The 23214-nt window shown below is 44.7% G+C and carries 27 protein-coding genes and 3 pseudogenes; 22 read left to right on the top strand and 8 right to left on the bottom strand.

Features of this window, described 5'->3' with window-relative positions:
* Positions 1 to 8: 8 nt before the first annotated feature.
* A protein-coding gene (locus tag N39L_RS14080; RefSeq protein WP_231852371.1) for an IS630 family transposase occupies positions 9 to 903 on the bottom strand; the annotation gives its coding sequence in 2 pieces (ribosomal slippage) (positions 9 to 71 and positions 73 to 903; 894 coding nt in all).
* Positions 904 to 1367: 464 nt separating this feature from the next.
* Here N39L_RS14080 and N39L_RS14070 point away from each other — a divergent pair.
* From N39L_RS14070 to N39L_RS14050, 5 genes and pseudogenes are all read left to right on the top strand, one after another.
* Positions 1368 to 1916, top strand: a pseudogene (locus N39L_RS14070) (HNH endonuclease); the annotation flags it as partial.
* Positions 1917 to 2171: 255 nt separating this feature from the next.
* Positions 2172 to 2591 carry a DUF4359 domain-containing protein gene (locus N39L_RS14065; RefSeq protein ID WP_014275541.1) on the top strand — a complete coding sequence of 140 codons (420 nt, stop codon included), beginning with the start codon at positions 2172 to 2174 and terminating at the stop codon, positions 2589 to 2591.
* Between the two features lie 273 nt (positions 2592 to 2864).
* Entirely contained in the window at positions 2865 to 4307 is a 1443-nt protein-coding gene (gene gltX / locus N39L_RS14060; protein WP_006616161.1) for a glutamate--tRNA ligase, read from the top strand.
* A 21-nt stretch (positions 4308 to 4328) separates the two neighbouring features.
* Entirely contained in the window at positions 4329 to 5162 is an 834-nt protein-coding gene (locus tag N39L_RS14055; RefSeq protein ID WP_315670307.1) for a CAAD domain-containing protein, read from the top strand.
* Positions 5163 to 5559: 397 nt separating this feature from the next.
* Positions 5560 to 6069, top strand: a complete 510-nt coding sequence (locus N39L_RS14050; RefSeq protein ID WP_006616037.1) for a hypothetical protein — start codon at positions 5560 to 5562, stop codon at positions 6067 to 6069.
* Between the two features lie 50 nt (positions 6070 to 6119).
* Here N39L_RS14050 and msrA read toward each other — a convergent pair whose 3' ends face one another.
* Positions 6120 to 6551, bottom strand: a complete 432-nt coding sequence (msrA, locus tag N39L_RS14045; protein ID WP_006616038.1) for a peptide-methionine (S)-S-oxide reductase MsrA — start codon at positions 6549 to 6551, stop codon at positions 6120 to 6122.
* 335 nt (positions 6552 to 6886) lie between these two features.
* Here msrA and N39L_RS14040 point away from each other — a divergent pair, with 335 nt between their 5' ends.
* The 3 genes and pseudogenes from N39L_RS14040 to ltrA all read left to right on the top strand — a co-directional run.
* Positions 6887 to 7141: a hypothetical protein gene (locus N39L_RS14040; protein ID WP_035735762.1), complete on the top strand. Its 255-nt coding sequence runs from the start codon at positions 6887 to 6889 to the stop codon at positions 7139 to 7141.
* A gap of 978 nt (positions 7142 to 8119) precedes the next feature.
* The gene (locus N39L_RS14035) at positions 8120 to 8344 is read left to right on the top strand and encodes a reverse transcriptase N-terminal domain-containing protein (protein ID WP_014275538.1); all 225 of its coding nucleotides are present in this window, start codon (positions 8120 to 8122) and stop codon (positions 8342 to 8344) included.
* Between the two features lie 58 nt (positions 8345 to 8402).
* Positions 8403 to 9939, top strand: a pseudogene (ltrA, locus tag N39L_RS14025) (group II intron reverse transcriptase/maturase); the annotation flags it as partial.
* Between the two features lie 343 nt (positions 9940 to 10282).
* Here ltrA and N39L_RS14020 read toward each other — a convergent pair.
* Entirely contained in the window at positions 10283 to 10474 is a 192-nt protein-coding gene (locus tag N39L_RS14020) for a hypothetical protein (protein ID WP_071941136.1), read from the bottom strand.
* Positions 10475 to 10799: 325 nt separating this feature from the next.
* Between N39L_RS14020 and N39L_RS14015 the strand changes: the two genes are divergently transcribed.
* The 12 genes and pseudogenes from N39L_RS14015 to N39L_RS13970 all read left to right on the top strand — a co-directional run bounded on the left by N39L_RS14015 (position 10800) and on the right by N39L_RS13970 (position 16067).
* The gene (locus N39L_RS14015; protein WP_014275535.1) at positions 10800 to 11024 is read left to right on the top strand and encodes a reverse transcriptase N-terminal domain-containing protein; all 225 of its coding nucleotides are present in this window, start codon (positions 10800 to 10802) and stop codon (positions 11022 to 11024) included.
* A gap of 21 nt (positions 11025 to 11045) precedes the next feature.
* The gene (locus N39L_RS14010; RefSeq protein ID WP_014275534.1) at positions 11046 to 11267 is read left to right on the top strand and encodes a hypothetical protein; all 222 of its coding nucleotides are present in this window, start codon (positions 11046 to 11048) and stop codon (positions 11265 to 11267) included.
* On the top strand, positions 11227 to 11457 hold the full coding sequence (locus N39L_RS14005; protein WP_014274255.1) for a reverse transcriptase domain-containing protein: 231 nt from the start codon (positions 11227 to 11229) through the stop codon (positions 11455 to 11457). The genes N39L_RS14010 and N39L_RS14005 overlap by 41 nt, the downstream gene beginning before the upstream one ends.
* A complete protein-coding gene (locus tag N39L_RS14000) occupies positions 11447 to 12598 on the top strand; it encodes a group II intron reverse transcriptase (protein WP_014275533.1) in 1152 nt (383 codons plus the stop codon). Before N39L_RS14005 ends, N39L_RS14000 begins: the two co-directional genes overlap by 11 nt.
* Before the next feature lie 400 nt (positions 12599 to 12998).
* The gene (locus N39L_RS13995) at positions 12999 to 13133 is read left to right on the top strand and encodes a hypothetical protein (RefSeq protein ID WP_286133294.1); all 135 of its coding nucleotides are present in this window, start codon (positions 12999 to 13001) and stop codon (positions 13131 to 13133) included.
* Positions 13134 to 13464: 331 nt separating this feature from the next.
* On the top strand, positions 13465 to 13689 hold the full coding sequence (locus N39L_RS13990) for a reverse transcriptase N-terminal domain-containing protein (RefSeq protein WP_014275532.1): 225 nt from the start codon (positions 13465 to 13467) through the stop codon (positions 13687 to 13689).
* A gap of 21 nt (positions 13690 to 13710) precedes the next feature.
* A complete protein-coding gene (locus tag N39L_RS13985) occupies positions 13711 to 13932 on the top strand; it encodes a hypothetical protein (protein WP_014275531.1) in 222 nt (73 codons plus the stop codon).
* Positions 13892 to 14122, top strand: coding sequence for a reverse transcriptase domain-containing protein (locus tag N39L_RS13980; protein WP_014275530.1), 231 nt, complete (start codon positions 13892 to 13894; stop codon positions 14120 to 14122). Before N39L_RS13985 ends, N39L_RS13980 begins: the two co-directional genes overlap by 41 nt.
* On the top strand, positions 14112 to 14663 hold the full coding sequence (locus tag N39L_RS33325; protein WP_014275529.1) for a reverse transcriptase domain-containing protein: 552 nt from the start codon (positions 14112 to 14114) through the stop codon (positions 14661 to 14663). Before N39L_RS13980 ends, N39L_RS33325 begins: the two co-directional genes overlap by 11 nt.
* A gap of 150 nt (positions 14664 to 14813) precedes the next feature.
* On the top strand, positions 14814 to 15107 hold the full coding sequence (locus tag N39L_RS33320; RefSeq protein ID WP_014275528.1) for a hypothetical protein: 294 nt from the start codon (positions 14814 to 14816) through the stop codon (positions 15105 to 15107).
* 48 nt (positions 15108 to 15155) lie between these two features.
* Positions 15156 to 15284 (top strand): HNH endonuclease, encoded by a 129-nt coding sequence (locus tag N39L_RS33315; RefSeq protein ID WP_491630575.1) that lies wholly within the window; start codon positions 15156 to 15158, stop codon positions 15282 to 15284.
* Between the two features lie 123 nt (positions 15285 to 15407).
* Positions 15408 to 16067: pseudogene (locus N39L_RS13970) on the top strand (SDR family oxidoreductase).
* Between the two features lie 34 nt (positions 16068 to 16101).
* On the opposite strand, the gene N39L_RS13965 reads toward N39L_RS13970, so the two are convergent.
* A complete protein-coding gene (locus tag N39L_RS13965) occupies positions 16102 to 17142 on the bottom strand; it encodes a sensor histidine kinase (protein ID WP_035735904.1) in 1041 nt (346 codons plus the stop codon).
* Between the two features lie 215 nt (positions 17143 to 17357).
* Here N39L_RS13965 and N39L_RS13960 point away from each other — a divergent pair, with 215 nt between their 5' ends.
* Positions 17358 to 18317 carry an MDR/zinc-dependent alcohol dehydrogenase-like family protein gene (locus tag N39L_RS13960; protein ID WP_014275523.1) on the top strand — a complete coding sequence of 320 codons (960 nt, stop codon included), beginning with the start codon at positions 17358 to 17360 and terminating at the stop codon, positions 18315 to 18317.
* 22 nt (positions 18318 to 18339) lie between these two features.
* Here N39L_RS13960 and N39L_RS13955 read toward each other — a convergent pair whose 3' ends face one another.
* The 4 genes from N39L_RS13955 to thyD form a co-directional block, all read right to left on the bottom strand.
* Entirely contained in the window at positions 18340 to 18609 is a 270-nt protein-coding gene (locus tag N39L_RS13955) for a hypothetical protein (protein ID WP_014275522.1), read from the bottom strand.
* A 217-nt stretch (positions 18610 to 18826) separates the two neighbouring features.
* Positions 18827 to 19129, bottom strand: a complete 303-nt coding sequence (locus N39L_RS13950; RefSeq protein ID WP_231852179.1) for a hypothetical protein — start codon at positions 19127 to 19129, stop codon at positions 18827 to 18829.
* A gap of 1 nt (position 19130) precedes the next feature.
* A complete protein-coding gene (locus N39L_RS13945; RefSeq protein ID WP_014275521.1) occupies positions 19131 to 20486 on the bottom strand; it encodes a GTP-binding protein in 1356 nt (451 codons plus the stop codon).
* Positions 20486 to 21406, bottom strand: coding sequence for a thylakoid membrane protein ThyD (thyD, locus tag N39L_RS13940; protein ID WP_006617702.1), 921 nt, complete (start codon positions 21404 to 21406; stop codon positions 20486 to 20488). The genes N39L_RS13945 and thyD overlap by 1 nt, the downstream gene beginning before the upstream one ends.
* 70 nt (positions 21407 to 21476) lie before the next feature.
* Here thyD and N39L_RS13935 point away from each other — a divergent pair, with 70 nt between their 5' ends.
* A complete protein-coding gene (locus tag N39L_RS13935; protein WP_231852177.1) occupies positions 21477 to 23183 on the top strand; it encodes a DUF3352 domain-containing protein in 1707 nt (568 codons plus the stop codon).
* The last annotated feature ends 31 nt before the right edge of the window (positions 23184 to 23214 follow it).

Here is a 23214-nt window from a genome sequence, read left to right as displayed (position 1 = left end):
CAATACGGTTAGGACGCAGCTTTTAGAGCGGAATCCATGGCATCATCGAGAGAATCAAACTGCTCACGTGCAATGGCGAATGCGGGCTTTCAACCACGACCAACATTTCTCTATCTTGTTGAGGTCTGGCGAATAAGGCGGAAGATAGAGTAAACGGCATTGAGCTGCCTCCACCAGTTCAGCCTGCCGCCCCCCTTTATGAAACGTTGCATTGTCCAGTACTAGAGTTTGACCTGGCTTCAATGTTGGAATTAAGATGAACTCCAACCACAACTCAAACACTGTCCGATTACAACAACCCTCAAAGCGATCGGGGGCTAAGAGTTGTTGATGACACCATGCGGCTATATAGCTCACCCTGCCCTGCCTCTTCCCTGATTTGAGGGCATCGAAGCGTTGTCCTTCCTGGCAGTAACCATAAGGATAATCCGAGTCTTGACTATTCATGCCAGCTTCATCGAGGTAAACCAACCCTTCCGGCTCCATATGTTCAATCTGAGCAATAAACTCCTCTCGCTGTTGCTCATCACGTTCTTGGTAGCCGTAAGTTTTTTTTCTGGTGAAGCCAATTTTCTTCAAGGCTCTGGATATGGTGCGAGGAGAGATGTCGTCATCCCAAAGTTCAGCCATCTGAGCGGAGGTTTTGTGGCCATGCTCTTGGGCAAAAGCCTTGAATTTGTGCCAGTCGGTAATTTGGTGGCTATGACCAGGTGGGCGATTAGGTTTAGGGAGGAAGTCGCCGGTGTGTTCTTTTCTTTGCAGCCAGAGATTGATGGTGTTCCGGCTGACATGGAAAACTTGACTGGCTTCTGTTTTGGGCATACCGTCTAGTTCAATTGCATTAATAACTTTTTGTCTAAGGTCGTAACTGTAGGGGGCTGGCTTTTTGGGTCTTCTGTAGATATCCTTGCCATTATACGTCCTAACTGTTCTATCTTGTGCTATACAAAGCAGGGGGTCGTAACCCTGTTCCCATGACAAAGGGGTGTCCACATCAGGAGCCGTATGAGGTGAAAGTCTCAAGTACGGTTTTGAATGGGAGTTGGGGAGGGTGACTTCCCTTTCGACCCCTACCCCTTGGAGGGAGTAGGATATGACTGAAAGCCAATGCCTAACTGTAATGGTTAGGATATGCCCACTAGTCAAGGTATGGACATAGATACTGCGGCGATTAAGAGTATTATGACGAGAGCGAGTTTAAAGACTACGTGGTTGTATACAGCTCCAAAAGTCGAAGTACGAAAGCAGGGGGTAGTAACTCTGTTCCTACGAAAAAGGGTGTCCATATCAGGAGCCGTGTGCTGGGAAACTCGCAAGCACGGTTTTGAAGTGGAGCTCGGGAAGGTGACTTCCTGTTCGACCATAACTCAAATTACTATTCAGGGGTCGTCTCATCTGAGACCTTCAATAAGTTAGACCATATAATCTGGCAAATGTTACGGGCATGGAGAATCTCAAGATGCGGAAAGGCAAATCCTAAAGAACTGAGTAACTATTGTAGACCGGAAACGGTTAAACTCAGCGATGATAGAGAAAGGCATGAAACTTGGTTATTCTGTACCAAGGATGGACATAGACTATGGAAGCATAGCTACACTCCGATTGTCAGACATACCCTGATACGCCCTGAAGCAACACTTTATGACGGAAACTGGACTTACTGGGCAACCAGAAAAGGTCAAGCAATTGATACGCCAAACAGGGTAGCAAAACTACTCAAAAAGCAAAAAGGCCTATGCGCCTGGTGTGGGCAATACTTTACCCCATCAGATTTAGTTGAAGTAGACCACATTGTACCTCGAAGCCACGGCGGAAAGGATGAATACAAGAATCTTCAACTATTGCACCGCCACACCCGCGATGATAAGACGGCACTTGACAACGTCAACGCTGCATTCTTAACAATGGAGCAGTCTGCGCGTGCGTCACATCAGGAAGTTTTTCGTGTCTATGCCAATTATCTGGATGTGGAAGCACCACTAGAGCCGTATGAGGTGAAAGTCTCAAGTACGGTTTTGAATGGGAGGGGGAGATGGTAACATCTCTCTCGATCCCTACTTGTTTGTCTAACAATTTTAACTCTGATCAGCCCTAGTCCGGGTTAATGGAACTTAACCTAGTATGATGATCTATTTTTCTCGATAAAATGCTGTTAGAGGTGATTATTTAAAATGATGAAAGTTGATCGGATGGAATCAAGCCATGCTGGTGGGCATATCAGTAAAATGGCTATCTTTCTGGCCATTTTGGCGGGAACAATGGCTTTAACTAACCCCAGTCGCCAAGACTATCTCGAATATGCCTCGGTGAAGTTATCCCAAGAAGCGAAAAACAACCTATGTAATGAGGCGGAAGTTCCGGCTATTCTCCGAGGTTTTTCTAATATGATTGTAGACACCTGCAATACTTTGGTAACTTCTCAACGGGTTACAATTAGGGCTTTTATTGACAATTCTACTCACCGACAAAATGCGATGTTTTTTAGCATTTACACATCGGAAGTGTTGAATAATCGCTATAGAACTCTGGCTCTGTTTGGTAATTTTATCACATTTTCAGCGGAAAAAATGCCGGAAAATTCCGTAGAATAATCGGAACCAGCCAAATTGTATTCTGAGCGAAAAAGCGCCCTCCCATAAGGGCGGGTGCTAGGTCAGCCCCAGGAAACAGGACAAGACTCTTGCACCCGCAGCCAATGTTGGTTGAGGGTAGAATGGGTTTGCGATCGCTTTCGGTGGTATGGACAGTTACAAAAAAAGATACAATGTTGAGATGGCGATTGTGGTTTGTTGAGTGGACAAAAGCCAACATTGACAATTAGCCAGCCGTTGGCGCGATCAAGATACAAAGGCAACCCAGAAATTATGACTGTCAGAGTTCGTTTGGCTCCTAGCCCTACAGGTAATCTACACATTGGTACAGCCAGAACCGCTGTATTTAACTGGCTTTTCGCCCGAAATCAGGGCGGTGAGTTTATAGTACGCATTGAAGATACAGATCAAGAGCGATCGCGTCCTGAATTTACCCAAAATATTTTGGATGGACTAACTTGGTTGGGCCTAAATTGGGATGAGGGGCCGTTTTTTCAGTCGGAGCGCCTGGATTTGTACCGGGAAGCTATCCGTAAACTCCTAGATGCGGGTTTGGCTTACCGTTGCTATTGTACCCCGGAAGAACTTGAGGAAATGCGATCGGCTCAAAAAGCTAAAAATCAAGCTCCTCGCTATGATAACCGCCACCGCGACCTAACCGCAGCACAAAGGGCGGCTTTGGAAGCTGAAGGCCGCAGTGCCGTGATTCGCTTTAAAATAGACGACAACCGAGAAATTAGATGGAATGATTTGGTCAGGGGTTCGGTAGTCTGGAAAGGCTCCGACTTGGGGGGAGATATGGTCATTGCTAGGGCTTCCAGTAGCAATGCAATCGGTCAGCCTCTCTATAATTTGGCGGTGGTGGTCGATGATATTGATATGCAGATCACCCATGTAATTCGCGGTGAAGACCATATCGCTAATACTGCCAAACAGATACTACTCTACGAAGCCTTCGGGGGAAGGGTTCCAGAATTCGCCCACACTCCTTTGATTTTGAATCCTGATGGCCGTAAACTATCTAAGCGGGACGGGGTGACTTCTATCTCAGATTTCCAAAATTTGGGTTACACAGCCCCCGCCTTGGCTAATTATATGACACTATTGGGTTGGACTCCCACTGATTCGACTCAGGAAATCTTTACCCTAGAACAGGCGGCGAAAAACTTTGGTTTTGATAGAGTCAATAAGGCGGGGGCAAAATTTGACTGGGATAAGCTCGATTGGTTGAATGGTCAGTATATCCATAATCTGCCAGTGTCGGAGTTGACAGATATGTTGATTCCCTATTGGGAAGAGGCCGGTTATGACTTTGAACCACAGAGCGATCGCCTTTGGTTGGAACAGTTAACAACCCTCATTGGTCCTAGTCTTACCCGTCTCAAAGATGCAGTAGATATGGCGGCGATGTTCTTTCCCTCCAGTGTCAGTTTAGATGAAGAAGCCCAGCAGCAGTTGCAACAAGAGGGAGCCCAAACCGTCTTGGCAGCTATCAAGGATAAACTCGAATCTGAGCCAACACTGACAGCAGATACCGTCAAGGATATGATCAAAGCTGTTACCAAAGAGACGAAACTTAAAAAAGGGCTGATCATGCGATCGCTCAGAGCAGCTCTCACTGGGGCTGTTCATGGCCCGGATTTAGTTGAGTCCTGGCTGCTTCTTCATCAGCGAGGAACTGATCTAACTCGCTTGCAAAACATATTAGATCGTTAATTGTTATTGAGGCTGAATGCTATGGCGGATAGCTCTAAATCCAAACCACAAGACGATAAAACTCCCATTGAGGATAAAAAGTCTGCTACTAAAGCAGATACTACTCCAGCTAAATCCTCTACTCCCAAAGATCACGAACCTGTAGTTGAGGCTAAACCTGCTGCTAAAACCCCAGAACCCAAACCAGAACCCAAACCGGAACCTGTGGCTGCTAAAACCCCAGAACCGAAACCAGAACCCAAACCGGAACCCAAACCAGAACCTGTGGCTGCTAAACCCCCAGAACCCAAAGCCGAACCGAAACCAGAACCCAAAGCCGAACCGAAACCAGAACCTGTGGCTGCTAAACCCCCAGAACCCAAACCAGAACCCAAAGCCGAACCGAAACCAGAACCTGTGGCTGCTAAACCCCCAGAACCGAAACCGGAACCAAAACCGGAACCAAAACCGGAACCAAAACCGGAACCTGTAGCCGCTGCTCAACCTGCTGCTATAACTACCGAACCCACACTTGAGGGGGGTGTAGATATGCCGGAAGTAGATGTGACAGCGATTAAAGAAAAGGTCCTGGACTTTTTCTCGAATTTACCAGAAAACTTTAGTAAGTTTTTCAGTGAATACTACCGTCCGCTAACAACTGTAATTCTGATTATTGTGTTGTTTGTAACCCTGCGGGTGTTAGTTGGGGTGATTGATATTATTAATCAAATCCCCCTAGTTAAACCCAGTTTAGAAATGGTGGGAATTGGATTCTCTGGATGGTTTGTCTATCGCTATTTACTGCGGAGCGAAACTCGTGAAGAACTGGTTAATAAGTGGCGCGAGTTTAAGAAAGATGTGTTTGGGGAAAATTAATACTGTTTAGAGTGACTATTTATCAGGATAATTATTGCTAAAAAAATATTGGCATTTATTTACTGGTAAAAATGTTAATTGCAGCTCTAATTACACAACGTCAAACATGGTAAATCTCAAGTCCGGTTAATCAGTCAATAACACCTAGCTAAAACGGACTTGATACAACTAGAAGTTAGGTAACTTCCGTATATTATGATTCCCCTGTCTTCAACATAAGACAGGGGATTGTTGTAATCGGGATAGCTATTAATCAGCTATTATTCATGATTCTGTAAGTCTCAAATAGCGCTACCAGACCTTCCCCAGGGCCATAGGGATGATAGCCGGATAATTAAAAGCTAATTATAACTATAATATAGTTATCTCAAATTGTGTGATATAAGGAGACAGACTGATGGAAATTGAGCCAACCAAAAGCATGATATTTAGCTCAATGGTGGCAGTTGTTGGGTTATTTGTCAATAGTTCAGGGGTGGCTTATTCTCAGGGTTCTAACCCAACCTTAATGTTTGAAAACGTGACGCTATCACCGAATTTTGAACCAGATCCAATGATTCTTAGGGGACTGAGTGGGGGTCCGGTGAGGAGTCAAGATATTGCGGGTAGAGAGGAAACGCCAACGGGTTCCTGTATCGGTTATGTGGATCAAAAGCCAGACCATACCCTGGTTTTAACTGAGTTTTTTAACCATCTGAGTCTGACGGTTAAAAGCAATGAAGACACGGTAATTGTGGTTAGGGGACCAGGGGGGAGTTGGTGTAATGATGACTTAATTGGTATGAACCCAGGAATTATCGGTCAGTGGTTATCTGGTAGGTATGAAATTTGGGTGGGTTCCTATGAACCTAATAGCTATCACCCATATATAATTGAAATTACTGCTAGGAGGTCTTCTGAGAATTGATCATGATGACCATTGACGCAGTGGATTGATTGGCGATATAGTATCTAATTTTAAGGACCACCGGAACCGGGGTAAAATTCGGATGCGGGTTTAATTTCGGTAACAATAGGTCGCGGATAGGTTCCTGATATTTGCAGTTGATGTTTGGATTTTCTGGCGATTTGTTCCTGTTGGGAATTATGATAAAAAATTGCTGATCGGTATTGTTCACCTCGGTCAGGACCTTGGCGGTTTAGGGAGGTGGGGTCATGAATTTGCCAAAAGACTTCTAATAGTTGTTCGTAGGAAACTAGATCACGATTATATTGAAGCTGTACCACTTCTGCATGACCTGTAATTCTGGCGGCTACATCTAAATAAGATGGGTGGGGAAAATGTCCCCCCATATATCCGGTGGCGGTTTCAATTACGCCGTTGATCTGACTAAATTTGGCGGCGACTCCCCAAAAACATCCGGCTGCAAAGGTGGCGGTTTCTATCATATTGATGATGTGCGAGACGTTTAGGAGTCAAATAAGGCTGCAATGCCTGAAATAACATCCTAGTGGGACTTCCACCCCTTGGTGGAATATAAGGGATTCGCAACCCTGACCATCCCATAACTGTTTATATGTCCCGACGCTTGGAGAAATCTAAGCAAGGCAGGGAACTCAAGGTCATAAACCAACTGAGAAATCAGGGCGTTAAGAGTAACGGCGATGTGCGAGACGTTTAGGAGTGAAATAGGGCTGCAATGCCTTAAATAACCTCCTAGTGGGACTTCCACCCCTTGGTGGAATATAAGGGATTCGCACCCCTGACCATCCCATAACTATCTATGTGTCTCAACATCTGGCTTCGACAACCAGATAAGGCAGAGAGACTCAAGGTCAAGACTGAGCGAAAAAAAGAGGGGAGTTGTGAACCCCTTGAGTATAACGTAAGGTTGAGAGTAACGGCGATAGCCACCCCCAGTTTTGGGAATCATAACCCCAGGATTGAAGCGGGGAACGGAAGGCGTGAAGTAGAACCTACTACCAGAGGCGACCACTGCCAACCATCCATGATTAGGGAAACCGAATGTCCGGCTTGAACCATCGTAATACTCTAGTAGCGAAATAGGTTGATACGCTGCGCTCAAAAGAGCACGGGGAAAAGAAGGGGTATATTACCACCACCTTCACAGACCTTTAAAGTACCCCGGTGGATAGGACGAATCTAAAGATGGAATGCCCGCATAGATGGAACGTTTAAACCCCTCATTGGCTCTCAAGTGGCAGGATGTACTTGTGGAGTAGCGAAAAGTGTAAGCGTATGCCTTTAAGGGAAAAGGATGTGACTGAAAGCTAATGCCTAACTGTAATGGTTAGGATATGCCCACTAGTCACGGTGTGGATATAGAGACCACAACAACTAAGAGTGTTATGACGAAAACGAGTTAATGACTACGTGTGTATATAGCTCCGAAAGTTGAGGTCATAAAGCAGGGGGTTGTAGCCCTGTTCCCACTGACAAAGGGGTATTCACATCAGGAGCCGTATGAGATGAAAGTCTCAAGTACGGTTTTGAAGTGGAGTCGGGGAAGGTGACTTCCCTTTCGACCATAACAGCCACCCCCAGTTTTGAGAATCACAACCCCAGGACTGAAGCGGGGAACGGAAGGCGTGAGGGAAACCTATTCCCAATAATCCGACCACTGCCAACCATCCATGATTAGGGAAACCGAATGTCCGGCTTGAACCATCGTAAATATGAAGTAGCGAAATAGGTTGATACGCTGCGTTCAAAAGAACAAGGGGAAAAGTAGGGTAATTTTATCATCACCTACACAGACCTTTAAAAGTACCCCGGTGGAGAGGACAAGTCTAAAGATGGAATGCCCATATAAACGGAACGTTTTAAGTCCTCCTGGACTCTGATTATCTGGTCGAGATATCAGTAGGAATAAGTGTAACCGCAAGTCCTAGAGGATGTGAGATGTGACCAAAAGCCAACGCCCTACCGTAATAGCAGGGATATGCTAACAGGTCACGGTTTGATTGTAAAGAAATAGAGCCTAGTAGGTGTACAAATGGCGATAGCGAGTTTAAAGAAAGGGTTTGGGAAACCAAAACCAATCAAGACTACGAACAACGCATGGAAGACAATCCCATGGACTAAGGTTCAACGGAAAGTTTTCAAGCTCCAAAAGAGTATATTTCGAGCAGCTAAATCGGGACAAAATGCTAAGGCACGAAGGTGGCAACGTCTACTGGTGAAATCGTATTATGCCCGGCTCTTAGCAGTGCGGCTGTAGGGGCGGGTTCCACGGTCAGCCATGCTTCCCAACAGTCAGCTTAATAAACCCGCCCCCCCAAGCGGGTCAAGGCAAGAAAACAGCCGGAGTTGATGGAGTAAGAGCAATCTCTTCAAGACAAAGGTTCGAGCTTGTTAAGAACATTAAGGGAAAACTCAAATCAAAACCACTGCGAAGGGTGTGGATTCCAAAACCTGGTAAGGATGAAAAACGCCCACTAGGCATACCCACAATCCAAGATAGAGCAAGGCAAGCCTTGGTTAAGTCGGCTCTCGAACCTGAATGGGAATCGAGATTTGAAAGCACAAGCTATGGGTTCCGTCCCGGACGGTCGGCTCATGATGCAATAGCACGAATTTACTCAAGTATCAACAAGGGTGAATATTATGTACTCGATGCTGATATAGCAAAATGCTCTTACCGTGAACCATGATTACCTACTGTCCAAAATTCATTGTCCAAGCAGCTTGAAGAGAGACCTGAAACAATGGCTCAAAGCTGGCGTGCTAGATAACGGTGTATTTGAGGATACAGAAACAGGGACACCTCAAGGAGGGGTAATAAGTCCAATACTCGCCAACATCGCACTGTTGGGAATGGAAAGGCTAGTTAAAGGAATGTATCCAAATAAAGGCACAGCCACTCAGGTAAACTTTATAAGATATGCCGATGATTTTGTGGTCATATCCAAAGACCTAGAAATCATTGAACAGTGCAAGACTGCTATTTCTGAATGGCTAAAACCTGTAGGACTAGAAATAAAACCTGAAAAGACTCGAATCTGTCATACACTCAAAACTATTGAGTATGACGGTAAAACAGAGAATCCAGGGTTTGACTTTCTCGGATTCAATATCAGGCAATATCCAGCAGGAAAATACAAATCTGGGAAAACAGGCGGGGGAGCAAGCCGATTAATCGGACATAAAACCCACATAAAACCCAGCAATAAAGCAGTTAAAGCTCACACAGAAGTGATTAAAAGTGCAATAGAACAACTCAAAACAGCACCTCAATCAACCCTGATAAGCAGACTAAACCCGATAATACGGGGATGGTCAAATTACTACTCAGCGGTAGTCTCAGTAGAGACCTTCAATAAGCTAGACTTCATAATCTGGCAAATGTTACGAGCATGGACATTATCAAGATGCGGAAAGGCAAGTCTCGAAAAGCTAAATAATTATTTCAGACATGGAACAATTAAACTTAGCAATGGGAAAGAAAGACATGAAAATTGGATATTCCAAACCAAAGATGGGTTACATCTATTCAAACACAACTGGACTCCAATTGTTAGACATACCCTAATACGCCCTGACGCAACACTTTATGACGGAAATTGGACTTACTGGGCAACCAGGAAAGGACAAGCAATCGGCACGCCAAATAGGGTAGCAAAACTACTCAAAAAGCAAAAAGGTAGATGTACCTGGTGTGGACAATTCTTTACCCCATCAGATATAGTTGAAGTAGACCACATTGTACCTAGAAGCCATGGCGGAAAGGATGAATACAAGAATATTCAATTATTACATCGCCATTGTCACGACAATAAAACAGCTCTTGATGAAGAGATGATGCTGTACTCTTAACAAGGAGACGGTCAAATTAGGAGCCGTATGAGGTGAAAGTCTCAAGTACGGTTCTGTATGGGAGGGGGAGATGGCGACATCTCTCTCGACCCCTACTCAGGGTTTATGGGAATTATGGATTTTGATTATAGATATGATTATATAGTGCGAAACGTTCAGGTATGAAATAAGGCTGCAATGCCCGAAATAACCGCCTGGTGGGGACTTTAACCCCTTGGTTAAATATAAGGAACGCACTCCTGACCATCCCTATAACTGTTTGTACGTCCCGAAGTTTAGTATCATAACGATACAAACGAGGCAGGGAACCCAAGGTCAAAACGAACTAACCTATACAAATTACTTATAGTAAGACTAAAAATAGATAAGTAGAAGTTAGGGAGTCAGGGTAACGGCGATAGCCACCCCCAGTTTTGGGAATCATAACCCCAGGATTGAAGCGGGGAACGGAAGGCGTGAAGTAGAACCTACTACCAGAAAGCGACCACTGCCAACCATCCATGATTAGGGAAACCGAATGTCCGGCTTGAACCATCGTCACTAATAAGCAGCGAAATAGGTTGATACGCTGCGCTCAAAAGAGTATAGGGAAAAGTAGGGTATTTATATTATCACCTACACAGACCTTTAAAAGTACCCCGGTGGAAAGGACAAATCTAAAGATGGAATGCCCATATAAACGGAACGTTTTAACCCCTCTTGGGCTCTGACAATCTGGTCGAGAGAGTCAGTAGTGAAAGTGTAAGCGCAAGCCCATTAGGGGGTGAGATGTGACCAGAAGCCAATGCCCGACTGTAATGGTAGGGATATGCTAACAGGTCACGGTTTGATTGTAAGAATAGAGTCTAGTAGGTGTACAAATGGCGATAGCGAGTTTAAAGAAAGGGTTTGGGAAACCAAAACTAATCAAGACTACGAACAACGCATGGAAGGCCATCCCATGGACTAAGGTTCAACGGAAAGTCTTCAAGCTCCAAAAGAGTATATTTCAAGCGGCTAAATCGGGACAAGACGCAAAGGCACGAAGGTGGCAACGTCTACTGGTGAAATCATATTATGCCCGACTCTTAGCAGTGCGACTGTAGGGGCGGGTTCCACGGTCAGCCATGCTTCCCAACAGTCAGCTTAATAAACCCGCCCCCCAAGCGGGTCAAGGCAAGAAAACAGCCGGAGTTGATGGAATAAGAGTAATCTCTCCACGACAAAGGTTAGAACTTGTTGAAAACATTAAGGGAAACCTCAAAGCAAAACCACTGCGACGGGTTTGGATTCCAAAACCTGGTAGGGATGAAAAAAGCTGGAATAGGAATACCCACAATCCAAGATAGAGCAAGGCAAGCCTTGGTTAAGTCGGCTCTCGAACCTGAATGGGAATCGAGATTTGAAGGCACAAGCTACGGGTTCCGTCCTGGACGGTCAGCCCACGATGCAATAAGCAGAATTTATACTGCCATAAATCAAGGACAATACTATGTTCTTGATGCCGATATAGCAAAATGCTCTTACCGTGAACCATGATTACCTACTGTCCAAAATTCATTGTTCAAGCAGCCTAAAGAAAGACCTAAAACAATGGCTCAAATCGGGTGTGCTGGATAACGACGTATTTGAGGATACAGAAGCAGGGACACCTCAAGGAGGGGTAATAAGTCCAATACTCGCCAAGATCGCACTGTTGGGAATAGAAAGGCTAGTTAAAGGAATGTATCCAAATAAAGGCACAGCCACTCAGGTGAACCTTATAAGATATGCCGATGATTTTGTGGTCATCTCCAAAGACCTAGGAATCATTGAACAGTGCAAAACTGCTATTTCTGAATGGCTAAAACCTGTAGGACTAGAAATAAAACCTGAAAAGACTCGAATCTGTCATACACTCAAAACTATTGAGTATGGCGGCAAGACAGAGAATCCAGGGTTCGACTTTCTAGGATTCAATATCAGGCAATACCCCGTAGGAAAACACAAGACTGGAAAAAGCACAAATGGGAAACCATTAGGGTTCAAAACCCTTATAAAACCCAGCAATAAAGCAGTCAAAGCCAACACAGAAGTGATTAAAGGTGTAATAGAACAACATAAAACAGCACCTCAATCAGCCCTGATTAACAAACTAAACCTAATTATTCGGGGATGGTCAAATTATTACTCAGCGGTAGTCTCATCAGAGACCTTCAATAAGCTAGACAAAACAGTTTGGCAAATATTAAGGGCATGGACAGTTTCAAGATGCAATAAGGCAAATTACGAAAAGCTAAGGAATTACTTCAGAAGTGGAATAGTTAAACTTAGCAATGGTAAAGAAAGACATGAAACTTGGTTGTTCCAAACCAAAGATGGGTTACATCTATATAAACACAACTGGACTCCAATTGTCAGACATACCTTAATACGCCCAAAAGCAACACCATACGACGGAAACTGGACTTACTGGGCAACCAGGAAAGGACAAGCAATCGACACGCCAACTAGGGTAGCAAAACTTCTCAAAAAAAAAGGTAGATGTACCTGGTGTGGGCAATACTTTACCCCATCAGACTTAATTGAAGTAGACCACGTTGTACCTAGAAGCCAAGGCGGAAAGGATGAATACAAGAATCTTCAACTATTACATCGCCATTGTCACGATGATAAGACAGCTCTTGATGAAGAGATGTAGCTGTACTCTTAACAAGGAGATGGTCAAACTAGGAGCCGTATGAGGTGAAAGTCTCATGTACGGTTCTGCTGCTGAATGGGAGGGGTAGACCGTGAGGTCTATCTCGACCCCTAATACTGATCCGATACCTAAATTTTAGAAATTTTGGCGATCGCCTACTCAAAACATCGCCAAACCCGCTACAACAAGATAAGAGGTGCGAAACGTTCAGGCACGCGCATAGGGTTGCAATACCCGAAATAACTACCCGGTGGGACTTCCACCCCTTGGTGGAATATAGGGAGTCGCTTCCCTGACCATCCCATAACTGTTTATATGTCCCGACGTTTGGAAAAATCCAAACAAGGCAGGGAACTTAAGGTCATGAACAAACTGAGAAATCAGGGAGTAAAGAGTAACGGTGACAGCCACCCCCAGTTTTGGGAATCATAACCCCAGGACTGAAGCGGGGAACGGAAGGCGTGAAGTAGAACCTACTACCAGATGCGACCACTGCCAACCATCCATGATTAGGGAAACCGAATGTCCGGCTTGAACCATCGTCATTATTGAGCAGCGAAACAGGTTGACACGCTGCGCTCAAAAGAGCAAGGGGAAAAGTAGGGGTTTCTCTTTACTACCTACACAGACCTTTAAAAGTACCCCGGTGGAAAGGACAAATCTAAAGATGGAATGCCCATATAAATGGAACGTTTTAAGTCCTCCTAGACTCTGATTATTTGGTCGAAATATCAGTAGGGATAAGTGTAACCGCAAGTCTTAGAGGATGTGAGATGTGACCAAAAGCCAACGCCCTGCTGTAATGGTAGGGATATGCTAACAGGTCACGGTTTGATTGTAAGGAATGAAGTCTAGTAGGTGTACAAATGGCGATAGCGAGTTTAAAGAGAGGATTTGGCAAACCCAGACCAATCAAGACTACGAACAACGCATGGAAGGCAATCCCATGGACTAAGGTTCAACGGAAAGTATTCAAGCTCCAAAAGAGTATATTCCAAGCAGCTAAATCGGGACAAGACGCAAAGGCACGAAGGTGGCAACGTCTATTGGTGAAGTCATATTATGCCCGACTCCTAGCAGTGCGACTGTAGGGGCGGGTTCCACGGTCAGCCATGCTTCCCAACAGTCAGCTTAATAAACCCGCCCCCCAGGCGGGTCAAGGCAAGAAGACAGCCGGTGTTGATGGAGTAAGAGCCATCACTCCAAGACAAAGGCTCGAACTTGTTAAGAACATTAAAGGAAATCTCAAAGCAAAACCACTGCGACGGGTGTGGATTCCAAAACCTGGTAGGGATGAAAAAAGCTGGAATAGGAATTCCCACAATCCAAGATAGAGCGAGGCAAGCCTTGGTTAAAACGGCTCTCGAACCTGAATGGGAATCGAGATTTGAAGGCACAAGCTATGGGTTCCGTCCTGGACGGTCAGCCCAGGATGCAATAGGCAGGATTTACGCTGCCATTAATAAAGGACAATATTATGTTCTTGATGCAGATATAGCGAAATGCTCTTACCGTGAACCATGATTACCTACTGTCCAAAATTCATTGTCCAAGCTGCCTAAAAAGAGACCTGAAACAATGGCTCAAAGCAGGTGTGCTAGATAACGGTGTATTTGAGGATACAGAAGCAGGGACACCTCAAGGAGGGGTAATAAGTCCAATACTCGCTAACATCGAACTGTTGGGGATGATTAGGTTAATTGAAAAACTGTACCCTAAGAAAACAGACAATCGCCCGTATGCGAATGTCATAAGATACGCCGATGATTTTGTGGTCATCTCAAAAGACCTAGGAATCATTGAACAGTGCCAAACTGCAATCACCGAATGGTTAAAACCCGTAGGCTTAGAAATAAAACCTGAAAAAACTCGAATCTGCCACACGCTCAAATCTATTGAGTATGATGGTAAAACAGAAAAACCAGGGTTCGACTTTCTAGGATTCAATATCAGGCAACATCCAGTAGGAAAATATAAAACTGGAAAAACAGGGGGACGTAAGAGCCGATTAATCGGACATAAAACCCACATAAAACCCAGCCCAAAAGCAGTTGCCCACACATAAGCGATAAAAGGTGTAATTAAACAATCTAAAACTGCACCTCAATCAGCCCTGATTAAACATCTAAACCCGATGATTCGGTGATGGACAAATTATTATTCAGCGGTAGTCTCAACAGAGACCTTCAATAAGCTAGACAACATAGTTTGGCAAATGTTACGGGCATGGACAAAATCAAGATGCCAAAAGGCAAGTTACGAAAAGCTAGGAAACTATTTCAGACATGGAATGGTTAAACTTAGCAATGGGAAAGAAAGGCATGAATCTTGGTTATTCCAGACCAAAGATGGAATCCAATTATGGAAACATAAGTGGACTCCAATTGTCAGACACACCCTAATACGCCCGGAAGCAACACTTTATGACGGAAATTGGACTTACTGGGCAAACAGGAAAGGACAAGCAATCGATACGCCAAATAGAGTTGCAAAACTACTCAAGAAATAAAAAGGTAGATGTACCTGGTGTGGGCAATTCTTTACCCCGTCAGACTTTATTGAAGTAGACCATATTGTACCTAGAAGCCAAGGCGGAAAGGATGAATACAAGAATCTTCAACTATTACATCGCCATTGTCACGATGATAAAACAGCTCTTGATGAAGAGATGATGCTGTACTCTTAACAAGGAGACGGTCAAACTAGGAGCCGTATGAGGTGAAAGTCTCATGTACGGTTCTGCTGCTGAATGGGAGGGGTAGACCGTGAGGTCTATCTCGACCCCTAATAGTTTGATAATTGAATCCTAATGGCAACTTATTTAGTTACGGGTGCTACCGGAGGAATTGGCTTAGAATTTTGTCGTCAATTATGCGATCGCCAAGAAACTGTGATTGCAGTCTGTCGCCATTCTAGCGCCGAATTAGAATAATTAGGGGTGCGAGTCGAGTCTGGGTGTGATATCACCTCCCCAGAAGCCGTCAGTAAGTTAGCCTCCAATTTAAAAGGTAGCACTATTGATGTACTGATTAACAACGCGGGTATTTTAAAGCGTAACACCCTGGAAAACCTGGATTTTGATAGTATCCGCCAACAGTTTGAAGTCAACGCCTTGGGACCCTTGAGAGTCACTTAGGCTTTACTCCCTCACCTCCAGTCTGGGTCAAAAATTGCTATAATCACCAGTCGCATGGGTTCTATTGGTGATAATACCTCCGGGAGTTCCTATGGTTATCGAATGTCTAAAGTCGCGGTAAGTATGGCGGGAAAATCTCTCTCCCATGACTTAAAACCCCGGGGAATTTCTGTAGGTATTTTACACCCAGGCTTAGTCAGAACCCGCATGACTAACTTTACTGGAATTACTCCCACCGAGTCAGTACAGGGACTATTAGCCAGAATTGATCAACTCAACTTAGATAATACTGGCACATTTTGGCACGCTAATGGTGAGGTACTTCCCTGGTAATCTGTAGGGTTGTTTAATCAGGTAATATTAATGGCTAATCATACTTAATATTACTATCATCAATTTCCGATTCTTGATCAGCTAGGGGTAGCAGAATTTCTACGGTAGTTCCTTGGTTTCTTCCGGGACTGTTTAAATAAATGCTACCCCCCATCATTTCCACCAAATTTTTAGATATCATTAAACCGAGTCCCGTACTTCCTTGAGGATTAGTGTTAGACTCATTTTCTACTTGAAATGCCTCAAAAAGTCGGTGTTGATTTTTCGGCTCAATACCAATTCCGGTATCTTGAACAGTGATAACTGCCATAGTGATTGGGGAGTCGCTGGGATTAGATTTCACCTGTCGGAGTTCAGTAATAATCGTAATATTACCACGGTCTGTAAATTTAATAGCATTACCAATCACATTAATCAAAACTTGTTTTAATTTGTTGGGGTCGGCTTTAATTTTAATGCCTTGAAAAAAATCTTGTCGGTAAAGCTGTAGATTTTTCTTGCGAAAATTGCCGAACTGTAAATAAATAGCAGCGGTTAGAGATGCGTGCAAATCAATAGGCTTTAACTCAATTGAGACTTTCCCAGCTTCAATTTTTGCTAAATCCAAAACCTGATTAATGAGGTTAATTAAATGCAGAGAAGACTGATAGGCTTGTTGCAGCAGTTCGGTTTCTTCGTCACTGTTATCATATAACTCATCAAGTAACAGTTGCAGAGAACAGATAATGCCATTGAGGGGTGTTCGCAGTTCATGGGATGTTTGCCTCAGAAATTCATCTTTGCGGAGATTACTATTGTTAAGGCGGATATTTTCCAGTTCAATATTATTAAATTTTTCGGTTAAATTCTGCAAACTTTTTTCTAGCTGAGTTTGTTTTAAATGCCCCGAATCGCGCAAGTCTTGAATATGATTCTCTAAATCCTGTTTTTCTTGATGCCACTTGTGTTGTTTTTGGTAACTATGCCAAGCTATTCCAGCAGCTCCTAACACGGAAATCAAGCTAATCACAAAAGGCAGCATATTATGACTCGATAAAAAATAAACAGAGCCATATAATAAAGAAATAACTATCATCAGACCAAGAGTAGTAATTGTCAGACCAGACCTTGATAATATATTTTGTGTGAGCTTTTTCAGCATCAGTGCTACCCACCAACTCACCACCTGAGTGGTGCCCTTTAGTAAAAATTTACTGTGCTTCTATTCTAGGTGACAAATTCCCGGTTGTCGGTAAATTTAAAGATTGACTAAAATATAGCAAACGTTACTGATTAGGTAAAACCGTAACCATGAAAGCAGTTTGGCTGGAACATCAGCAACTCGAACTCCGCACCGACATACCCACGCCTACACCGAGTCCAGGAGAGGCATTAGTGCGAGTCCTGCGAGCCGGGATTTGCAACACTGACCTAGAATTACTTAGGGGATATTATCCCTACCAGGGTATTCCGGGCCATGAATTTGTCGGTGTGGTGGAACAAGGTCCCCCTAATCTTCTGGGGCGGCGGGTGGTGGGAGAAATTAACGCCGCCTGTGGTAAATGTAGATTTTGCCTGACTCAACAACCCACCCACTGCGAAAATCGCACTGTTTTAGGTATAGTTAACCGTAATGGTGCATTCGCTGATTATCTCACGCTTCCAGTACAAAATTTACATTTAGTTCCCCATAGTGTTTCTACGGACGCGGCGACTTTTGCGGAACCTATTGCGGCGGCGTTGGAAATTCAGCAACAGCTATCTATTCACCCGCAATGGCGGGTTTTAGTGGTCGGAGATGGCAAACTAGGGCAATTAATCGCTCAAACTTTGGCTTTAACGGGTTGTGATTTGTTGGCTGTAGGTCGTCATCGACATAAGTTAGAATTATTAGAAAATAGGGGCATTAAAACGGGATTGGCTGATGCTGTAGTTGACAGAAGTTTTGATTTGGCGGTAGAATGTACTGGCAATCCTGAAGGATTTACGATCGCCCGTCGGAGTTTGCGATCGCGTGGTATTCTGGTTCTCAAAAGTACATATGCCGGGGATTTGACTATTGATATATCTTCTCTGGTGGTAGATGAGATTGCTTTGTTAGGTTCCCGCTGTGGTCCTTTCGTTCCGGCTTTGGAACTATTGGCAGAATTTCGGGTTGATGTGGAACCTTTGATTGAGGCTAAATATTCCTTAGATGAGGCGATCGCTGCCTTTAACCATGCTCAAAAGCCTGGCACTTTAAAGGTTCTGGTTGATGTGGCAGGCTCTTAATATTTTGACCAGATATTTTGGTTTATTTGGATTCGTAGTCGGGACAGTCGATCGCCCTTTCCGAGAGTGCTATGGTTGGCTGTACAGGACATTTAAGGCGGTAATCTCCCGTAAAAAAGCTACAGTTAGCACAGGGGATTTTGTGCATGATTTTAGCTCTTTTGATGGTCTGGGCGATCGCTGCTCCGACATTCCAAATTGTCAGGAACATCAACCCCCAAGCGACGACAAAGCATATAGGAACTAAAAAAGGTTGAATAGCCTGAATGAGAAACTGTAAAAACCTCAACACGGTCAATACCTTCTGCTATAACAATGGGTGAATAAATTAGGGTGAGTCTACCAGTGTTAGAGTCTCGCGCTTTGAGTAGTTGTTAGCTCAACTCAAATTAACCACTGGTACTCCCTTATAGGCGAAGCTGACTAAGCCTATGATGGGAGTTATATGGCTAGTTTATATATAGCATACCATGCCATTATACCATAGAGGGCAGTGATTGTCTAGGTTTCTAGGGATAATTTAAGCGATGGTGTAGTGTTCGCAGTTGACTTAGGCGTTCTTTGGTGAGCATATCTAAGGCTTTATGCCAATTATCTTGAGTGAGAGCAGGGGGAGATTCTGAAGCTAAGGTAATATTCCCCGGAACCGAAGGCACTAAGGCGCTATATTCAGGGGGGGAAGAGGGTTCTGTTGATTCTCGGCACTTTTTCCAGGCGAGGAATTGCACAAACTCCTCAAGTTCTTTAATTTCCGGTTCAGACATTTGTTGAATGGTGGCAATAGTTTCGGGCTGTAAGTGTGGAATATTCATGCTATCCAATAAAATCATCAAATTCTTGTCGTAAACGATAAATTACCGTCTCGCGATCGCACTGATTAATAATCTCTTGAATGACGGTATCAATACCATATTCTCCCCAAGTGCAACCCTGTTCTAAGTAAACCTGGGCGGCGCGACCGACAACATAAGTACCATAACCAGCGATCGCCGCTTGAGTAATAGCAGCCCCTGCATAGCCGGGAAAATTAGCCACTAACCCCGCGCCAGTTTTGCCGATTCCTAGGAGTAAACCACTGCCGACTTCACCCAATAAAATCGCGCCAGAACTAGCCAAAATTTGCCGCCATAATTTCCCCGCCTGATAACTGGTAATAGGCAACCCATACAACTTAGCTAAAGCGCGAATTAACAGCAAATCGGCAAAAAAGGCCCCCGCCACATCCAAAAAGGCGATGGGATTGATAGCGACGGCTATGGCTTTATATTGGGTAAACTTCCAGATTAAATCTTCGGCTTCAGCACGCTGTAAACGGACAGTCTGGCGGGCGATCATTCGGTCAGCTTCCCGGGCTTGAACCAAAGCATTTAAAGCCAAAAGCGATCGCCCTTCCCGATAAACAATAGTAGCGATCGCCCGCTGTAACTCTTGAATTTGAGGAGGTGGCGACTCCCATTCCTGAGTAATGCGGCCATTAGGCCATTCTACCCGCACCTGTAGGGGGGTAGGTTCAGCAGCAACCCGGACAATTTCTATAGATGAGGGAACCATGGCCGAACCCCGAACCGCCAACTGCTGCAAATTCCGATAAATCGCCTCCTGTTCAGATTCTGGGTAAAGGTCAATCTTGTTAAATACGATAATCAAAGGTTTTTGGGTACGTTTTAACTCGGCGATCGCCTCATACTCAGTGCGGGTCAAATCCCCCGACACCACAAACAGAATCAAATCCGCCTGACGGCTAACCTCCCGCGCCATTTCACCTCGAATCTGGCCCGCGACTTCATCAAGTCCAGGGGTATCGATTAACTCCACATCAATAGGTTCTACTTCCCGTATTTCTTCAGGTCTCACCGTCCAACGCACAGATCGCGGCCATTGCGTGACCCCGTGAGTTGGTCCAGTTTTCAGAACTCGCTGACCTAACAAAGCATTCAAAACCGCCGACTTTCCACGACTAACCAAACCAAAAGCCGCGATCCGAATTAACCCCTGATCTAGCTTTTCCAAGTTAACAGCCAGAGTATCAAGTTGTTCCTGTACCGTAGCTTGTAGTTGGCTACCCCGTGAGTCCTGTTGGCGGCGCATTTGACCATAACGCTTTAAAGCCTGCTGTAAACTGCTGCGCGCACGTTGGAAATGGGCGGTAGATGGGTCAGGTCGAGACATCAGGCGAGAATCTCCTCTAGGGCTGGTTTCACCGTAGAATACTGATATTGAAAATTGTAGGATTGGGGGCGTAATGGTAACACCTGTTGGCCTTCTAATACTACAATAGCAGCATCTCCTAATAGCATTTCCAGAGCAAAACTAGGCACAGGTAGCCAGGAGGGACGATTCATAATTTGGCCCATTTGTTGGCATAGTTCGTTCATACGGACGGGGTTGGGGGCGGTAGCATTAAGAACCCCCTCAACTTGGGGATTTTCTAAGCTAAAGCGAATTAGATTGACTAAATCGCTAATATGAATCCAGGAAAACCACTGTTGACCGCTGCCTAGGGGTCCTCCGGCAAATAGTTTAAAGGGGGTGAGCATTTTGCCCAAAGCACCTCCCATACCTAGTACAATACCAAATCGTAGGATCACTAAACGGATATCACTGTTTTGGATAGGGGCGGCGGCGGCTTCCCACTGCTGACAGAGGTCAGCTAGGAAATCGTTTCCTGGGGGGCTGCTTTCGTCAAAGGTGGCTGTTTCGCTGGTTCCGTAGTAGCCTATGGCGGAGGTACTGACTAAAACTTGGGGTTTAGGGGTGGCTTTGGTGCAAGCCAAGACGAGTTTTTGGGTTTGGATAACTCGACTTTGGTATAGTTCCCGTTTGCGGGCTTCTGTCCAACGTTCATCGGCTATGGGGGCTCCGGCTAGGTTGACTACACCATCACAGCCAGCGATCGCATCTTCCCATGAACCTGCTTCTGTGGGAGTGTAGCGCACCATCTCTACTTGGGGGTAGTTGGTTATGGGAAACACCCGCCGCCCTCTGTCTGGGTTACGGGTAAGCACGACGATTTGATACCCTAGGGAGTGGAGTTGTTGGACGAGATGTGAACCTACAAATCCGGTGGCTCCTGTAATTGCTACTTTCATTATGAGGAAGTCAATTAATAATTAATAATTAATAATTTTTAACTGCCAAGTGTCAACTGTCAACTGTCAAGTGTCAACTTTGAACATTACCTTAAAAAAGTCTAAACTGATTATGGCTGCTGTGGCGATCGCTTTTACGGGGACGGTGGCTATACTGCTTCATCTGCGAGCCCTACGAGTACAGGTTTATAGCCCAGAAGACAGCGTGAGATTGGTTCCTGAAAATGCACTGATGGCGGTTTTTGTTACCCCTAATCCATCGGCACTCTACTATTTAAGACAATTTGGTAATCAGCAAAGTAGGTATCATATAAATCAGTTTTTGTCAAGTCTTAAACGACAGAGTTTAGCCGGAACTTCCCTAAATTTCGACCGAGATATTAAACCCTGGTTAGGGGGAATTTTAGTGAGTGTGTTACCATCAGAAACCTCGGAAGATGCTGATCTGCTCATGATATTAGCGATTCAAAATCAGAGGCGGGCTAATCAGTTTATTAACCGGCTCAATGCGGAAGTGGGTGGGTCAGGACAGCCGCCACAATACCGGGGTTTTACTATTTATGAATACGGAGAGGAGAGTGGTAAAATATACCATATAGCAAGAGTTGACGATCGCCTGTTAGTAGCAGCTAGTCCCGAACCGATCCAAAAGGCGATCGATACCCGTTTTGGAGAGCCAAACTTAGCCCAATTATGGAAAGGTATAAACGCAGCAGAAACCGCAAATAAAGCCACAACTGATATTAGTTCTCCCTTGTCCAAATCCCCATTTCCCACCGAATCCTATAGGGTTCCTATGCCCTTAATCACCATTTTTATAGCAGACTATAACCAATTTTTAGAAAAATTATCCGAGTTTTCCGACTCCTCTTGGGAATCTTGGAGTCTGATATCTCAATTCGCCCCAATTCATTCTGCTATGGTCAGTTTAGGGGTAGAACCAACAGGATTTCGGATTAGGGGGATCGTGCAGCAAAGGCGATCGCCAACCCCCGTTAACTCCTCCCCCCAAGTAGGTCAAATTGTTTCCCGATTTCCCTCAGAAACTGTTGCTATGGTAAATAGTCAGGGAATTAATGCTATGTGGTCACAATTGGTTGACCAAAGCCAAATTGATCCCAGTATTCAAGGCGTGGTACAACAGATAAGGCATGGATTGGCAGCTATTGAACTTGATGCAGATGAGCAAGTATTTGGTTGGATGGATGGAGAATTCGCCCTGGCGGCGATCGCCTCGGAAAAAGGGATTCTCGCCCCCCTGGGATTAGGCGGCGCATTGGTCTTAGAAACCAGTAATCAGGCGATCGCCCAAAACACCCTAGACCAACTTGATCAGATTATCGCCCAAAGTAACCCCCCCGTTAACGTCGAACAGCGGACCATTGAAGGCATTAAAGTAACCGAATGGAATGACCCTCAACAAGGGACTTTGTTCGGACATGGATGGTTAACCCCTAATCTCCTATTTGTCGCCTTTGGTGGTCCTGTGGTTGAAGCTATGACCCAGGTTCCTAATCCATCCCTAACAGAAACAACCCGATTTCAGAAAATTACCGGCTCTTTACCAGAAGCTAATCATAGCTATGTTTACTTAGATATGGAAAACCTACTATCCTGGGCTACAAGCTACCTTCTAGCTGCGCCGGCTGTCGCCCTACCAAGGAGAACCATTAGTCTACTTAACTCAGTCCAAGGAATTGGTATCAGTGCCACCCAACCCACCGATGATCATATCACTATTGAGGTAGTTCTGAATCTCAAACCCAGAAGATACTGAGATAAAGATAGTTGAATTGATTTCCTCAACA

The organism is Limnospira platensis NIES-39 (assembly GCF_026000695.1).
In the GTDB taxonomy this organism is placed as follows: Bacteria; Cyanobacteriota; Cyanobacteriia; order Cyanobacteriales; family Microcoleaceae; genus Limnospira; species Limnospira platensis.
This window is presented reverse-complemented; position numbering and strand designations above follow the sequence as displayed.

Excerpts from the sequence above, each read along its gene's own strand:
- N39L_RS14065 (WP_014275541.1), top strand. The coding sequence starts at position 2,172 with ATGATGAAAGTTGATCGGATGGAATCAAGCCATGCTGGTGGGCATATC.
- gltX (WP_006616161.1), top strand. The coding sequence starts at position 2,865 with ATGACTGTCAGAGTTCGTTTGGCTCCTAGCCCTACAGGTAATCTACAC.
- N39L_RS14055 (WP_315670307.1), top strand. The coding sequence starts at position 4,329 with ATGGCGGATAGCTCTAAATCCAAACCACAAGACGATAAAACTCCCATT.
- N39L_RS14050 (WP_006616037.1), top strand. The coding sequence starts at position 5,560 with ATGGAAATTGAGCCAACCAAAAGCATGATATTTAGCTCAATGGTGGCA.
- msrA (WP_006616038.1), bottom strand. The coding sequence starts at position 6,551 with ATGATAGAAACCGCCACCTTTGCAGCCGGATGTTTTTGGGGAGTCGCC.
- N39L_RS14040 (WP_035735762.1), top strand. The coding sequence starts at position 6,887 with ATGTGTCTCAACATCTGGCTTCGACAACCAGATAAGGCAGAGAGACTC.
- N39L_RS14035 (WP_014275538.1), top strand. The coding sequence starts at position 8,120 with ATGGCGATAGCGAGTTTAAAGAAAGGGTTTGGGAAACCAAAACCAATC.
- N39L_RS14020 (WP_071941136.1), bottom strand. The coding sequence starts at position 10,474 with ATGGTTCAAGCCGGACATTCGGTTTCCCTAATCATGGATGGTTGGCAG.
- N39L_RS14015 (WP_014275535.1), top strand. The coding sequence starts at position 10,800 with ATGGCGATAGCGAGTTTAAAGAAAGGGTTTGGGAAACCAAAACTAATC.
- N39L_RS14010 (WP_014275534.1), top strand. The coding sequence starts at position 11,046 with ATGCTTCCCAACAGTCAGCTTAATAAACCCGCCCCCCAAGCGGGTCAA.
- N39L_RS14005 (WP_014274255.1), top strand. The coding sequence starts at position 11,227 with ATGAAAAAAGCTGGAATAGGAATACCCACAATCCAAGATAGAGCAAGG.
- N39L_RS13990 (WP_014275532.1), top strand. The coding sequence starts at position 13,465 with ATGGCGATAGCGAGTTTAAAGAGAGGATTTGGCAAACCCAGACCAATC.
- N39L_RS13985 (WP_014275531.1), top strand. The coding sequence starts at position 13,711 with ATGCTTCCCAACAGTCAGCTTAATAAACCCGCCCCCCAGGCGGGTCAA.
- N39L_RS13980 (WP_014275530.1), top strand. The coding sequence starts at position 13,892 with ATGAAAAAAGCTGGAATAGGAATTCCCACAATCCAAGATAGAGCGAGG.
- N39L_RS33320 (WP_014275528.1), top strand. The coding sequence starts at position 14,814 with ATGTTACGGGCATGGACAAAATCAAGATGCCAAAAGGCAAGTTACGAA.
- N39L_RS13965 (WP_035735904.1), bottom strand. The coding sequence starts at position 17,142 with ATGATAGTTATTTCTTTATTATATGGCTCTGTTTATTTTTTATCGAGT.
- N39L_RS13960 (WP_014275523.1), top strand. The coding sequence starts at position 17,358 with ATGAAAGCAGTTTGGCTGGAACATCAGCAACTCGAACTCCGCACCGAC.
- N39L_RS13950 (WP_231852179.1), bottom strand. The coding sequence starts at position 19,129 with ATGAATATTCCACACTTACAGCCCGAAACTATTGCCACCATTCAACAA.
- N39L_RS13945 (WP_014275521.1), bottom strand. The coding sequence starts at position 20,486 with ATGTCTCGACCTGACCCATCTACCGCCCATTTCCAACGTGCGCGCAGC.
- thyD (WP_006617702.1), bottom strand. The coding sequence starts at position 21,406 with ATGAAAGTAGCAATTACAGGAGCCACCGGATTTGTAGGTTCACATCTC.